Source organism: bacterium (assembly GCA_036524115.1).
Taxonomy (GTDB): domain Bacteria; phylum JAUVQV01; class JAUVQV01; order JAUVQV01; family DATDCY01; genus DATDCY01.
The window spans coordinates 1-13149 of sequence record DATDCY010000309.1; the positions used below are offsets into that span (position 1 = coordinate 1).

Here is a 13149-nt window from a genome sequence, read left to right on the forward strand (position 1 = left end):
GTGTCGGGGCGCGTGGGGGCGGCCGGCTCGCCCGCGGGCTGCGACGTCGACGCGCTGGCGTGGGGCCTGCGCGGCGAGGCGGGCGCGAAGGACGCGGAGGTCGCCTGGGTGGCGCGGCGCGTGGCGGGCGGATCGGGGAGCGCGGCACAGCTGGCGGCATTCGACCGCCAGGTCGCGGCGCTGCAGGCCGCGGGCGACCTGCCGTCGGAGCGTCTGGTGCGCTGGGCGCTGCCCGATCAGCCGCTGGACGGCGAGGGCGAGCAGGCGGCCGCACGCCTGCGCCTGATGACGTCCACGCCCGCGCAGCTCGCTGCACTGGCGGAGGCGCTGGGCCTGCCCGCCCCGCCGTCGCCGGCGGCGCTGGACGCGGGACCCGCCCCGTCGCTGGAGATGGAGATGACGATTCCCCGCGCCGCCGACGCGGAGCTGGTGGCGGCGCGCGCGCTCGAGCAGCTGGCCGAAAACCTCGGCATGGGGCCCGAGGATGCCGGACGTCTCAAGACGGCGCTCGTGGAGGCCTGCATCAACGCCTTCGAGCACAGCGGGGACCGCGAGGGGAGGGTGCGGCTCTGGTTCGGGGTGGCCGGGGGGAGGCTGCGCATCAGGGTCGAGAACCGGGGACGCCCGCTCGCGGCGCTGCCCGCCACGGCGGCCGCGGCGGACGGCCCGCGGCGGCGCGGCTGGGGCCTGACCCTGATGCGGCAACTGATCGACGAGGTGCGGATCGAGCCGCGGGAGGACGGCGTGAGCCTGGTGCTGGAGAAGGATCTGGGAGGGCGCTCGGATGGCTAGCTTCGCGTTCACCACCCATGTCGGCGACGGGTGGGCGGTCGTGCGCACCCGCGGGTACCTCAGCCGCGCGGCGGGCGAGCAGCTCGAGCGCGAGATCATGCGGCTGCTCGAGGCGGGGGAGCGGCGGTTCGTCGTCAATCTCAGGGAGACCGACCTCATCAACAGCGTGGGCATCTCCATCCTCATCGGCGTCATCGAGCGGGTGCGCGGCCTCGGGGGGGAGCTGGTGTTCTCCGAGCTCACCGCGGTCAACGAGGAGATCTTCCGGATCATGGGCCTGCACCGCCACGCGCGCCTGGTGCGTGCCGACGACGAGGTCGGGGGGTGAGGGGGCGATGAGACACGCGAACGCGCCGGACAGCGCATCGCAGATGCGCAGGCTGATGTTCAGCATCGCAACGATGGAGGAGCTCGGCGACGTGCTCAGCTCCCACAACCACTTCCACGACAACCTCCAGACCGCGCTGCTGAGCCTGATGGGGGCGGTCCCCGTGGCGCGGGGCGCGCTGCTGCTCTACGACCGGCGCAGCGGCGAGCTGGAGGTGGCGGCGGTCCGCGGCTCCTCGGCGGTGGCCGCGGGGGTGCGGCTGGCCTTCCCGCCGGCGCGGGCGGAGGCGCTCTGGCGGCGCCGGCGGCCGCTGCTGCTCGAGCACCCGCCCACGGGCCTCGGCTCGTGGGTGCGGCGCACGGGCGCGCTCCAGGAGCTGGGGGCCGTCGCCCTCGCGCCGCTGCGCTTCAAGAAGGAGCTGGTCGGGGCGGTGGCTCTCGGCGAGAAGTACACGGGCGAACCGTACGACGAGTCCGACTACGAGCTGATCATGGTCATGGCGAACTACATCGCCATCGGCGTCCACAACCAGGCGCTGCTGAGTCACCTCGAGAAGGCGAACACCGCGCTGCGGCGCAAGGTCACCGAGAACCGGCGCCTGTACCGCAACCTCGAGGGCATCTACGCCGACACGGTGAAAGCGCTGGGCGCCGCGATCGACGCCAAGGACCCGTACACCCGCGGGCACTCCGACCGCGTCGCGCGCATCGCGGTGGCGCTGGGCAAGGCGCTGGGCCTGCCGGAGGCGCAGATCAGCGCGCTGCGCGTCGCCAGCCACCTGCACGACATCGGCAAGATCGCGGTCGACAACAGCGTGCTGCTCAAGCCGGGGAGGCTCGACGAGACGGAGATGCTGCAGATCCACCGGCACCCGGCAGTCTCCTACGACATCCTCTCGAACATCGCGTTCCCGTACCCGGACGTCGCGCTGATCGCCCGCCACCATCACGAGTGGGTCAACGGGTCGGGCTACCCCGACCGGCTCGGCCCGGAGCGCCTCCTGCCGGGCATGAAGATCATCTGCATCGCGGACGCCTTCGACGCGATGACCTCCGACCGCCCGTACCGTCCCGCCCTGGATCTGCCGGAGGCGGTCCGGCGCATCCGGGAGGGCGTGGGCGTCCAGTTCGACGGCGAGGTCACCCGGGCGTTCTTCGACGTCCTGCGCGCCGAGGTCTGCGGGGATGCGGCGGAGCCGGCCCTCATCGCGGGGCTCAACCGGCACTTTTCCGCCGACGCGGTGATCGGGCGCATCGACCGGATCCTGTCCGACCTGGAGCCCGTGCACGGTTGAGCCCCGGCCGCGCAGCTGCTTGACAAAACCGCCGCCAGTCCTTAGGTTTTCGGCGGTCCGGGCGGTGTCAGGCACTCCCGGCGGGGAAGGAAGGCGGTGAGGACGGCATGGCCCCCCTGAACGAGCGCGAGCGCACGGTCCTGGCGTTGACCGTGATGCACCACATCCGCAGCGGCGAGCCGATCGGGTCGCGTTACCTCGCGGAGCAGCTCGACCTCGACGTCAGCCCGGCGACCATCCGGAACACGATGGCCGACCTCGAGGAGAAGGGGTACCTGCGCCAGACCCATGTCTCTTCGGGGAGGGTGCCCACCGACCTCGGCTACCGGTTCTACGTCGACGAGGTCGTCGGCGTGCGGCCGGCGCGGCGCGAGGGGCTCGAGGGGATGCGCGAGCGCATCGCCAGCCGGCGCAGCGAGATCGGCGAGCTCATCCGGGAGACCACGCGGACGCTCTCGGCGGCGTCGCGCCAGGCGGGCCTCGTGCTCGGCCCGCGGCTGCTGGACGCCCGGCTCGAGCACCTCGAGCTGCGCCGCGTGGCCTCGCGGCGGGTGCTCTCGATCTTCGTCACCGAGAGCCGGCTCGTCCAGACGCGGGTGCTTGAGCTGCCGGAGGACTGGCCGCAGGAGGACCTGGACGCCATGGCACGGGTCTGGAACGAGCGCTTCGCCGGCCTTGCGCTGCGCGAGGTGCGGACGCGGCTCGCGGTCATGATGGCGGCCGAGCGCGCCGCGCTCAACTCGCTGGTGCTGCGCGCTCTCGAGCTGGGACGCCTGGCGCTGGCGGCGCGCGAGCCGGCCGAGGAGCTGTACCTGGATGGCGCGGCCAACATCCTCGACGTGCCGGAATTTGCCGACCCCGGCAAGGCGCGGGCGCTCGTGCGCGCCATCGAGGAGAAGGGCCGGTTGTGCACGCTCCTCGACGAGTGCCTGCGGGCCGATCGCGTGCGGGTCTTCATCGGCGGGGAGGTCAGCCTTCCCGGCCTGACGGACGTCAGTCTCGTGACGGCGCCCTACCGGCGCGACGGGGAGCCGATCGGCGTGCTCGGCGTCATCGGCCCGACCCGGATGGCCTACGAGCGCATCATCCCGATCGTGGCCTGCGCCGCCGACGACCTGGGCGATTGCCTCAGCCGCGCGTGACGCGCCGGCGATCGGGGATTATCCTTTCAGGGGAGGCTCAAGAAGACATGACCAGACCGCAGTCCGAGGAAGCCGGGGCGGAGCCCGGAGCGGCGCGGCCCGCCGCGGATCCCGCCTCCGAGGTCGAGGCCCTGCGCGCGGAGCTCGCGACGCTCCGCGACCGGCACCTGCGGCTGCAGGCCGAGTTCGAGAACTACCGCAAGCGCCAGCAGCGCGAGCGCGAGAGCGCCAACCGGCACGCGAAGGAGCGGTTGCTGCGGGAGCTGCCCGACGTGATCGACAACCTCGAGCGGGCGCTGCGCCACGCGGCGGCGCCCGATGCGGCCCCTGAGAGCCTCGCGCAGGGCGTGGATCTGGTCGCCAGGCAGCTCACGGAGGTCCTGGCCCGCTTCGGGGCCGAGCCCATGACCGCCGTCGGCGCGCCGTTCGACCCGCACCGCCACGAGGCGATGGCCAGGGTCGAGACCTCGGGTGACCCGCCGGACGGCACCGTGGTGGAGGAGTTCCGTCGCGGCTGGCTCCTCGACGGCAAGGTCCTGCGCCCGGCGCTCGTCGCGGTCGCCAAGGTCCCGGGCGAGGGCGCGGGCACCGGCACGTGACCGGCCGTCCGGCGGGGCGTCGCCGGCGCGTCGCCGGCGCGTGCGCGACGGTGGCGGCCCTTGCGCTGGCGCTCTGCGCGGGATGCGGGAAGAAGGCGCCGCTGCGTCTCCCGGACCAGCGTCCCGCCGAGCGCGCCGGCGCGCCCAGGCTCTCGGTGCGGGAGGGGCAGGTCACGCTGGAGTTCTCGGTGCCGGCGCACCGGGTATTCCCGGAGCGCCAGGACCCCTGGGTGCTGGCGCGCATCCTGCGGCGCGACATTCCCGCGCGGGACTTCGTCGAGGTCGGGACGATCCTCGAGCGCAACGGCTTCGCATTCGAGGCGCCGCTCTCCTGGAGCGAGGCGGCGCGGTCCGCGGGGTCCAGCGCGTACCGGGTCGAGTTCCGCGACGCCGCGCGGCAGCGGCGCGCGCTCTCCGATCCTGTCGAGATCGCGTGGCAGCAACCGCCGGCCGCGCCGGCCGGGGTGACGGCCAGCGGGGACGACCATGCCGTGGTCCTCGCCTGGGTCCCGCCCTCCGGGCCCGCGGCGGGGGCGCGCTATCGCGTCTACCGGCGCGAGGCGCCGGACGGCCAGGTCGAGAGCCTGACGCCTGTGCCCCTCGAGGAGCCGCGCCACACCGACTCGCGGGTCAAGCCGGCGCGCGAATACTGCTACCGGGTGCGGGCGGTGCTCGGGCCGCCGGCCGGCGAGGTGGAAGGTCCCTCGAGCGCGGAGGTGTGCGCCCGCACCGATGACGTCACCCCGCCGCCGCCTCCGGCTGCCCTGCACGTCACGGCGGGGCCCGGCAGTTTCCAGCTGACCTGGGACGAGGTGGCGGTCCCCGACCTGCTCGGCTACCGGATCTACCGGTCGATCGACGATGGGCCGCTCGAGCTGCTCACGCCGATGCCGGTGCGCGGGAACGCTTGGCGCGAGGAGACACCCGGCGCGCGGGCGGGAGCCCGCTATCGGTACGTCGTCACTGCGGTCGACACCGCGGCGCGGGCGAACGAGAGTCCCTTCTCGCCCGCGGCGGAAGGGCCGGCCGTGCCTGCGGCCGGCGCGCCCTGAAGAGAGGCCCCCGCAGGGGACGGGGGAAGACCAAAGACCCTAGCCGGCGTCGGTCGCGCCCTTGGCCTTCTCCCGCTGGTAGGCCTCCTTGCCGGCCTCGACCGCGGAGTGGATGAGCGAGCGCTTCTCGTCGAGGAAGTCGCGGCCGCGTCCGACCGTGGAGGATACCTTCTCCTTGGCCTGGTCGATGTAGTCGGATGCCTGGTCCTTGAGGTGCTGGGAGAAATCGCGGATGCGCTCGGCGGACTCCTTGCGCGCCTGGGGGGCGAGCAGAAGCACCGCTGCGGCGCCGGCGACCGTGCCGAGCAGGAAGGAAACGACGATGGTGGTTCCGCTGCAACCGTCCTCGCGACTCATGGGGTGCCTCCCTTTTTCAAGAGGTTCTGCGCCAGATACTTGAAGCCCGTGCTGAATCCCGCGCGCAACCCGGCGACCTTCGCGCCGACGCCGCCGCCGAGCAGGCCGACGACCTCGCGCAGCTCGTTGAGGTCCTTGCCCACCTGGCGCAGGGAGCCGGAGAACATGCGCACGTCGTCGGTCACCGTGTTGATGTCGGCCGTGATGCGGTCGAGGTTCGCAAGCGTGGAGCGCAGCTCGCGCATGGTCGGGGCGAGCGACTCCTCGGTGATCTTGAGCACGCCGTTGAGGGTGCGGACGGTCCGCCGCAGCTCGAGCAGCAGCGGGATCAGGAAGAGCGTCCCCACGGCGACGGCGACGGCCAGGACCAAGAGCAGCACGCTGGATGCGGATGTCATGATTGCCCCCGATGCGTTTACCCCAATCTAGCACCCGCCCTCGGAGGGGTCAAGGTCGCCGAACACCGGGGTGACCGGCCCGCTCACCGGCCCGCCGCGCTCGCAGCGGTTGCGGCCGAGCGACTTCGCGCGGTAGAGCGCGCTGTCCGCGGCGGCGACGATGTCGTCGACCCGCAGCGCGGGCACCTCCGGCCAGGAGGCGGCGCCGATGCTCACCGTCAGGCCGGGGGGGGCGTCCGCGGCGTCGGCGCCGGGGAGCTTGAAGGTCAGGGCCGCCATGCGGCTGCGGACGCGCTCGGCGACGACGAGCGCCTCAGCGGCGTCCGTCTCCGGCAGCAGCGTCACGAACTCCTCTCCGCCGTAGCGGCCGGCGCAGTCGTACGCGCGGATGGCCTTGAGCAGGGCGCCGCCGGCGGCGCGCAGCGCCAGGTCGCCGGCGAGGTGCCCGTGGCGGTCGTTGAAGGCCTTGAAGTGGTCGATGTCGATCATCAGCACCGCCAGCGGCTTGCCCATGCGACGCGAGCGCTGCAGCTCCTTCTCGAAGCGGGCGAAGAAAAGGCGGCGGTTCGGCAGGCCGGTGAGGTCGTCCTCGTGCGCGAGGCGTTCGAGTTCGCGGTTGGCGCGCTCGAGCGCGGCCGCCTTGCGCTGGAGCTCCTCCTGGAGGTCGCGCATGCGCAGCATCACGGCGGCGCGCGCCTGGAGCTCCCCGGCCTCGAAGGGCTTGGTGACGTAGTCGTTCGCGCCGATGTTCAGGCCGCGGACCTTGTCGACGGATTCGCCGCGGGAGGAGAGCATGATGATCATCGCGTCGCGCAGCCGCGGGTTGTCGCGCACCGCCGAGAGGAACTTGAAGCCGTCGAGGCGGGGCATCTGCAGGTCGGTGATGATCAGGTCGGCGGGCTCGCGGGCCAGCAGCGCGAGCGCGTCGAGCCCGTCGACGGCCTCGACGATGCGGCCGACCGCGGGCATCGCCTCCAGCACCGTCCGCACGGCCGAGCGGATGCTCGGGGAATCGTCGACGACGAGGCAGCGCCGCGGCGGCGGGCGATAGGGCGTCTCCTGCGTCGCCGCGCCGGACGCGATGTCCCCGGCAAGGCCGCGGGGCTCTTCGTACCGATCCTTTGTGTCCAAAGCAGGTGCATCATGCAGCGGCGGCCGCGTCAGGTCAAGGACGGGTCCCGGTAACGGGTCGGCCGTGCGAATCGTCGCCCCGCGCTTGACTCTGGGCGGCGCTGGGGTATGATCCGCGACGACCGTGGGTCTTTAAGCTCATCCCGCGAGGTGAGGAAGAACACGTGAACGCGAAAGCCGAGATCCTCGACGAGGCGGGCATCCGCCGCGCCCTCGTCCGCATCGCCCACGAGATCCTCGAGAAGAATCAGGGACTCGCCGACGTCGTCCTCGTCGGGCTGCGCAGCCGGGGCGACCACATCGCGCGCCGCCTCGGCGAGATCCTGCGGGAGATCGAGGGCTCCGGCGTCCCCGTCGGCGTCCTGGACGTCACGCTCTACCGCGACGACCTGGCGCACGCCGCGCACTGGCCGCGCGTGCAGCGCACCGAGGTGCCGTTCCCGGTGGAGGGCCGCCACGTGGTGCTCGTCGACGACGTGCTCTTCACCGGCCGCAGCGTGCGCGCCGCGCTCGACTCGCTCATGGACCTCGGGCGCCCGCGCTCGATCCAGCTGGCGGTCCTCGTCGACCGCGGGCACCGCGAACTGCCGATCCGCGCCGACTTCGTGGGCAAGAACGTGCCGACGGCGCGGCGCGAGGCGGTGCGGGTGCTGTTGCGCGAGACCGACGGCGAGGACCGCGTCGTCATCGCCGAGGGCGAGGGGGAGCGGCGCTGATGGCCTGGGCGCGCAAGGACCTGCTGGGGATCGCCGGCCTCGACCCCGCGGAGATCGTCGAGGTGCTGGACACGGCCGCCACGATGAAGGACATCTCCTCGCGCGAGATCAAGAAGGTGCCGGTGCTGCGCGGCAAGACGGTGGTCAACCTGTTCTTCGAGGCGAGCACCCGCACCCGCGTCTCCTTCGAGATCGCCGAGAAGCGCCTCTCGGCCGACGCGGTCAACGTCTCGGCGTCGGGCAGCAGCGTGAGCAAGGGCGAGACGCTGCTGGATACGGCGCGCAACCTCCAGGCCATGAACCCGGACATCATCGTCCTGCGCCACTCCTGCCCGGGGACGCCGGCGATGCTGGCGGCGCGCCTGCCGGCCGCAGTCGTCAACGCGGGCGACGGGGCGCACGAGCACCCGACGCAGGCGCTGCTGGACCTCTTCACCATCCGGGAACGCCTCGGGCGCATCGCGGGGCTCACCGTGGGTATCTTCGGCGACATCGCCCACTCGCGGGTGGCGCGCTCGGACGTGCTCGCGCTGCGCGCTCTCGGCGCCCGCGTGCTCGTGGGGGGGCCGCCGGGCATGATCCCGCCGGGGATCGTTGAGCTGGGGGCGGAGGTTGCGCCGCGCCTCGAGGCGATGCTCCCCGCCGTGGACGTGCTGATCATGCTGCGCATCCAGCTGGAGCGCCAGGGCGGGGCGCTCTTCCCGTCGGCGCGCGAGTACGCGACGCACTTCGGGCTCAGCGCGGACCGGTTGCGGCTGGGGCGGCCCGGGCTGCTGGTGATGCACCCGGGGCCGGTCAACCGCGGCGTCGAGGTCGCGCCCGAGGTGGCGGACGGGCCGCAGTCGCTCATCCTCGATCAGGTGACCAGCGGGGTCGCGGTGCGCATGGCGGTGCTCTATCTGCTCTCGGGGGTGCACCGCGCCCCGGCCGCGGAGGAAGGGAGGGGCGGGGCGTGAGCATCGGCGCGAGGATCCTCATCCGGGGCGGGCGGGTGATCGACCCGGCCAGCGGGATCGACCGCGTCGCGGACCTGCTGCTCGAGGGCGGCCAGGTGGGAGCGCTCGGCGAGGCGGCCGGGGAGGGCGCCGCCGTGGCGCAGGTGATCGAGGCGCGCGGCCTCTGGGTGCTCCCGGGGCTCATCGATCTGCACTGTCACCTGCGGGAGCCGGGGCACGAGTACAAGGAGACGGTGCTCACGGGCACGCGCGCCGCGGTCGCCGGGGGCTTCACGGCGGTCGCCTGCATGCCGAACACCGTGCCTCCCAACGACTCGGCGCCGGTGACGCGCGCGATCCTGCGCAAGGCTGCGGAGGCCGGGCTTGCGCGCGTCTACCCGATCGGCTGCATCACGGCCGGGCAGCGCGGGGAGCGCATGGCGGAGTACGCGGACCTCGTGGCCGCCGGGTGCCGCGCCTTCTCGGACGACGGCCGGCCCGTGATGGACGCCGGCGTGATGCGCCGCGCCCTGGAGTACAGCCGCCACTTCGACGTCGCGCTGATCTCCCACTGCGAGGACCTGCGCCTGGCCGGGGATGGCGTCGCGCACGAGGGGGCGGTCGCCACGCGCCTCGGCCTCAAGCCGATCCCGGCCGCCGCCGAGGAGGCGATGGTCGCGCGCGAGGTCGTGCTGGCGCGCCAGACCGGCGCGCGCGTGCACATCGCGCACGTCTCCACCGCGGGCTCGGTGGCGCTCGTGGCCGCGGCGAAGGCCGAGGGGCTCGCGGTCACCGCGGAGGCGACGCCGCACCACTTCACGCTCACCGACGATGCGCTCGAGGGCTACGACACGGCGGTGAAGGTGAACCCGCCGCTGCGCCCGGCCGCGGACCGGGCCGCGGTGCGGCGCGGCATCGCCGAGGGGGTCATCGACGCGATCGCCACCGACCACGCGCCGCACGGGACGGTCGACAAGGAGCTGGAGTTCGACGCCGCGGCCAACGGCATGATCGGCCTGGAGACGGCGCTGCCGCTGGCGCTGCGCCTGGTCGCGGACGGCGAGGTCTCGCTGTCCCGCGTCGTGGAGGCGCTCACCTGGCGGCCGGCGCGGATCCTCGGCGTCCCCGGCGGGCGCCTCGCGCCCGGCGACCTCGCGGACGTGACGCTCGTCGACCCGGAGGAGGAGTGGACGGTCGAGCCGGAGCGGCTCTTCAGCCGGTCGCGCAACACGCCGTTCGCCGGCTGGCGTCTCCGGGGCCGCGTGCGCGCGACGATCGTCGGCGGGCGCGTCGTCTTCCGCGACGGAGCCGTCGTCGCGGTCGGGCCATGAGCCGCGGCGCCGGCGCGGGGGGAGGGGCGCGGTGCTCCTGACGGCGCGTTCGCTGCGCGTCCTCTCGTCCGACTTCAGGCTCCTCGACCTGGGATGGCCGGCGGGCGAGCCCGACCCCGCACCGGGCCAGTTCGTGATGGTGCGCACGCGCGAGGGCACGGACCCGCTCTGGCGGCGTCCGTTCGGGGTGCACGACTTCCGGCGCGGGCGCGGCGGCGCCGTCCTGTCGCTGCTCTTCCAGGTGGTGGGCCCGACGACGCGGGAGCTCGCCGCGTGCGGCAAGGGCGCCGTCGTGGACGTGCTCGGGCCCCACGGGCGCGGCTTCACGCTCGAGGCGCCCGAGCACTGGCTGGTGGCGGGAGGACGCGGCCTGGCGCCGCTCTACTACCTGGCGCGGCTCGCGCGGCGGGCGGGACGGCCGTGCCGCGTCTTCCTCGGCGGCCGGGAGGCGGGGCACGTCCTGCGGGTGCCGGAGCTCGAGCGCCGCGGCTGCGCCGTGGAAGTCTCGACGGAGGACGGGAGCCGCGGCCGCCGCGGCCGCGTGACGGAGTTGCTCGAGCGCGGGCTGGCGCGCGCCTCGCGACGCCGGCGCGCCGGCATCCTCGTCTCCGCCTGCGGTCCGCACGGCATGCTCGCCGCCGTGGCAAGCGTCTGCGCCGCGGCCGGGGTGCGCGCCCGGGTGTCCGTCGACCCGCTCATGGCCTGCGGGCGCGGCCTGTGCCTCGGGTGCACGGTGCGCGCCGGCGAGGGGTACCGGCTCGCGTGCCAGCACGGGCCGGTGTTCGACGCGGCCGAGCTCTCGTGGGAGGCGCCGTGACCCCCGACCTCGCGGTCCGCCTCGGGCCCCTGGCGCTGCCGAACCCGGTGATGCTCGCGTCCGGGACCTGCGGGTACGGGCTCGAGATGGCGCCGCACGGGGACCTCTCGGCGCTCGGCGCCGTCGTCGTGAAGGGCCTCTCGCTCCTCCCGTCGCCGGGGAACCCGCCGCCGCGCATCGTCGAGACGCCGTCGGGCATGCTCAACTCGATCGGCCTGGAGAACGTCGGGCTCGCCGCCTTCCTCGCCGAGAAGCTGCCGAAGCTGCGGCGGCTGGGCGCGCGCGTGGTCGTCAACTTCTACGGCGGCTGCCGCGCGGACTACCGCGAGCTCGCGGCGCGCCTCGACGGCGCCGAGGGGGTGCACGCGCTCGAGATGAACATCTCGTGCCCCAACGTCAAGCTCGGGGGGCTGCAGCTCGGGCAGGACCCGCGCGAGGCGCACCGGGTGGTCGCGGCCGTGCGGCGCGCCACGCGCCTGCCGCTGCTCGTGAAGCTGACGCCGAACGTGACCGACGTCCGCGTGATCGCGCGCGCCGCGGCGGACGCGGGCGCCGACGCCCTGACGCTCATCAACACGCTCCAGGGGATGGCGATCGACGTGGAGACGCGCCGGCCCGCGCTGGCGCGGACCGTCGGCGGCCTCTCCGGGCCCGCCATCCGGCCGGTCGCGGTGCGGATGGTCTGGCAGGTGCGCCAGGCGCTGCCCATCCCGATCGTCGGCTGCGGCGGCGTCTGGACGGCGCGCGACGCCATCGAGTTCCTGCTCGCGGGCGCGACGGCCGTCCAGCTCGGCAGCGTCAACTTCACGCACCCCGGGCGGTGGGTCGAGGTCGTCGCCGGCATCGGCGAGTACCTGCGGCGGCACGGGGTCGCGCGCGCCGCGGACCTGGTGGGGAAGCTCGAGCCCTGGGCCTAGGCGGCGGGCTTCGTGCCCGCGCGCGCCAGGCCGCGCCAGAGGTACTGCAGTCCCGAGGCCACCGTCAGCGCGGCGGTCAGCGCCAGCAGCCAGGACCACGTCGTCCGGCCTTCGCCGGTGATCTGCACGAGCAGCGTCAGCGCCAGCGTGAGGAACTGGCAGAGCGTCGCGGCCTTGCCGGTGAGCGTCGGGGCGATCTCCAGCCTCCCGTCGTGGATGTAGAGCACGAGCGACCCGAGCGAGATGATCACGTCGCGGCTGATCACCGTGATCACGAACCAGGCCGGGAGGGGCCCGAGGAAGGTCAGCGCGACGAAGCCGCTCACCGAGAGCAGCTTGTCCGCGAGCGGGTCGAGGAAGCTGCCGATCGCCGTCTTCTGGTGGAGCCGCCGGGCGATGAGGCCGTCGAGCGTGTCCGAGAGCGCGGCGGCGACCAGCACGGCGAACGCCGGGCCGGGGCGGCGGTAGACGAGAAGCGTCAGGAAGACCGGCAGCAGCAGCAGCCGCAGCGTCGTGATGAGGTTGGGGACGTTCACGGCCGCCGCGTCCCGGGGTGCCTCAGGGGAGGAAGCCGCGGGAGCGGCTGGCGCGCAGGGACGCGATGCGCGGGGCGAGCGCCGCCGCGATCTGGCGCGACGCCGGCTGGAAGGCGTCCTCGAGCGAGGCGTCGGCGGAGAGCGCGACGTCCGCCCGGGACCCCCCGAGCGTGGTCTCCGAGGACGTGGCGATCAGCTGCACCGCCAGGACGAGCCCGCCGGCGCGGCGCGTCAGGCGCGCAAGCAGGACGGCGTCCGCCTCGAGGCGCTTGCCGGCGGCTGCGGCGAGCGCCACGCGGTTCTCCTCCGAGGTCGCGCCGCCCCCGGCCTCCCACGGCGCACGCTCGGTCGTCGAGACGATCACGACCCCGCGGCGCGAGAGCTCGCCCTCGAGCGCGCCGGCGGCAAGGCGCCCCGCATCGACCTCCTCATCCGCCGCGGGGTCGCTCATGGGGAAGGAGTCGGAGAGCACGAGCAGCCGCGCGGGGGTGGCCGCCGCGGTGGCTGCGCTCGAGCGCGACGCCCGCGCGAGCTTCTCGCGCCAGATCTCGACCTCGGCCTCCAGGTCGACGAACCCGTCCTGCTGGGTCTGCCTGAGGATGCGCCAGGCGGCGACGAAGTCGGCGGCGCGCGAAAGCACGGTCTCCTGGAAGATCTCGAGGTCGCGAGGCGTCTGTCGCTCCGGCGCCACGGCGCGCAGGCCGTCGAGCAGCGCGCGGCGGAACGCCTCGTCGAGCGCCTGCTGGGCCGCCAGGTCGGCGCGCCCCTCCTGCACGGGCGCGCGCCCGGCGGCGCGGACGACGA

The 13149-nt window shown here is 74.1% G+C and carries 16 protein-coding genes; 11 read left to right on the plus strand and 5 right to left on the minus strand.

Translation table 11 applies throughout. The features are described from left to right. The 6 genes from VI078_14610 to VI078_14635 all read left to right on the plus strand — a co-directional run. Window positions 1–792 (plus strand): ATP-binding protein (locus tag VI078_14610; GenBank protein HEY6000515.1); only part of this gene is annotated, 792 nt, incomplete at its 5' end. Next, on the plus strand, window positions 785–1120 hold the full coding sequence (locus VI078_14615; GenBank protein ID HEY6000516.1) for an STAS domain-containing protein: 336 nt from the start codon (window positions 785–787) through the stop codon (window positions 1118–1120). The genes VI078_14610 and VI078_14615, both read left to right, overlap by 8 nt. A gap of 7 nt (window positions 1121–1127) precedes the next feature. Beyond that, window positions 1128–2414 (plus strand): HD domain-containing phosphohydrolase, encoded by a 1287-nt coding sequence (locus tag VI078_14620; protein HEY6000517.1) that lies wholly within the window; start codon window positions 1128–1130, stop codon window positions 2412–2414. A 107-nt stretch (window positions 2415–2521) separates the two neighbouring features. Further along, the gene (gene hrcA / locus VI078_14625) at window positions 2522–3556 is read left to right on the plus strand and encodes a heat-inducible transcriptional repressor HrcA (protein HEY6000518.1); all 1035 of its coding nucleotides are present in this window, start codon (window positions 2522–2524) and stop codon (window positions 3554–3556) included. A 47-nt stretch (window positions 3557–3603) separates the two neighbouring features. Further along, window positions 3604–4155: a nucleotide exchange factor GrpE gene (locus VI078_14630; GenBank protein ID HEY6000519.1), complete on the plus strand. Its 552-nt coding sequence runs from the start codon at window positions 3604–3606 to the stop codon at window positions 4153–4155. Beyond that, window positions 4152–5207 carry a fibronectin type III domain-containing protein gene (locus VI078_14635; GenBank protein ID HEY6000520.1) on the plus strand — a complete coding sequence of 352 codons (1056 nt, stop codon included), beginning with the start codon at window positions 4152–4154 and terminating at the stop codon, window positions 5205–5207. The genes VI078_14630 and VI078_14635 overlap by 4 nt, the downstream gene beginning before the upstream one ends. Window positions 5208–5246: 39 nt before the next feature. Here VI078_14635 and VI078_14640 read toward each other — a convergent pair whose 3' ends face one another. The 3 genes from VI078_14640 to VI078_14650 are packed head-to-tail and all read right to left on the minus strand — an operon-like array spanning window position 5247 to window position 7093. Further along, the gene (locus tag VI078_14640; GenBank protein HEY6000521.1) at window positions 5247–5564 is read right to left on the minus strand and encodes a YtxH domain-containing protein; all 318 of its coding nucleotides are present in this window, start codon (window positions 5562–5564) and stop codon (window positions 5247–5249) included. Beyond that, window positions 5561–5962 (minus strand): DUF948 domain-containing protein, encoded by a 402-nt coding sequence (locus tag VI078_14645; protein ID HEY6000522.1) that lies wholly within the window; start codon window positions 5960–5962, stop codon window positions 5561–5563. The genes VI078_14640 and VI078_14645 overlap by 4 nt, the downstream gene beginning before the upstream one ends. A gap of 27 nt (window positions 5963–5989) precedes the next feature. Beyond that, on the minus strand, window positions 5990–7093 hold the full coding sequence (locus VI078_14650; GenBank protein ID HEY6000523.1) for a diguanylate cyclase: 1104 nt from the start codon (window positions 7091–7093) through the stop codon (window positions 5990–5992). A gap of 164 nt (window positions 7094–7257) precedes the next feature. Here VI078_14650 and pyrR point away from each other — a divergent pair, with 164 nt between their 5' ends. Genes pyrR through VI078_14675 form a run of 5 tightly spaced genes read left to right on the plus strand, consistent with a single transcriptional unit; the run spans window position 7258 to window position 11809 of the window. Then, the gene (gene pyrR / locus VI078_14655; GenBank protein HEY6000524.1) at window positions 7258–7809 is read left to right on the plus strand and encodes a bifunctional pyr operon transcriptional regulator/uracil phosphoribosyltransferase PyrR; all 552 of its coding nucleotides are present in this window, start codon (window positions 7258–7260) and stop codon (window positions 7807–7809) included. Further along, window positions 7809–8765 (plus strand): aspartate carbamoyltransferase catalytic subunit, encoded by a 957-nt coding sequence (locus VI078_14660; protein ID HEY6000525.1) that lies wholly within the window; start codon window positions 7809–7811, stop codon window positions 8763–8765. The genes pyrR and VI078_14660 overlap by 1 nt, the downstream gene beginning before the upstream one ends. A gap of 2 nt (window positions 8766–8767) precedes the next feature. Next, entirely contained in the window at window positions 8768–10075 is a 1308-nt protein-coding gene (locus tag VI078_14665; protein HEY6000526.1) for a dihydroorotase, read from the plus strand. 31 nt (window positions 10076–10106) lie between these two features. Next, window positions 10107–10892, plus strand: a complete 786-nt coding sequence (locus VI078_14670; protein HEY6000527.1) for a dihydroorotate dehydrogenase electron transfer subunit — start codon at window positions 10107–10109, stop codon at window positions 10890–10892. Next, on the plus strand, window positions 10889–11809 hold the full coding sequence (locus tag VI078_14675; protein ID HEY6000528.1) for a dihydroorotate dehydrogenase: 921 nt from the start codon (window positions 10889–10891) through the stop codon (window positions 11807–11809). Before VI078_14670 ends, VI078_14675 begins: the two co-directional genes overlap by 4 nt. On the opposite strand, the gene VI078_14680 is transcribed toward VI078_14675, so the two are convergent. Both VI078_14680 and VI078_14685 read right to left on the minus strand, forming a co-directional pair. Further along, window positions 11806–12345: a CDP-alcohol phosphatidyltransferase family protein gene (locus VI078_14680; protein HEY6000529.1), complete on the minus strand. Its 540-nt coding sequence runs from the start codon at window positions 12343–12345 to the stop codon at window positions 11806–11808. The genes VI078_14675 and VI078_14680 overlap by 4 nt on opposite strands. Before the next feature lie 22 nt (window positions 12346–12367). After that, window positions 12368–13149: hypothetical protein (locus tag VI078_14685; protein ID HEY6000530.1), on the minus strand; the 782-nt coding region annotated here is incomplete at its 5' end.

Bases quoted from the DNA above. Each gene is read 5' to 3' on its own strand.
- VI078_14615 (HEY6000516.1), top strand. From the start codon at position 785: ATGGCTAGCTTCGCGTTCACCACCCATGTCGGCGACGGGTGGGCGGTC.
- VI078_14620 (HEY6000517.1), top strand. From the start codon at position 1,128: ATGAGACACGCGAACGCGCCGGACAGCGCATCGCAGATGCGCAGGCTG.
- hrcA (HEY6000518.1), top strand. From the start codon at position 2,522: ATGGCCCCCCTGAACGAGCGCGAGCGCACGGTCCTGGCGTTGACCGTG.
- VI078_14630 (HEY6000519.1), top strand. From the start codon at position 3,604: ATGACCAGACCGCAGTCCGAGGAAGCCGGGGCGGAGCCCGGAGCGGCG.
- VI078_14640 (HEY6000521.1), bottom strand. From the start codon at position 5,564: ATGAGTCGCGAGGACGGTTGCAGCGGAACCACCATCGTCGTTTCCTTC.
- VI078_14645 (HEY6000522.1), bottom strand. From the start codon at position 5,962: ATGACATCCGCATCCAGCGTGCTGCTCTTGGTCCTGGCCGTCGCCGTC.
- VI078_14660 (HEY6000525.1), top strand. From the start codon at position 7,809: ATGGCCTGGGCGCGCAAGGACCTGCTGGGGATCGCCGGCCTCGACCCC.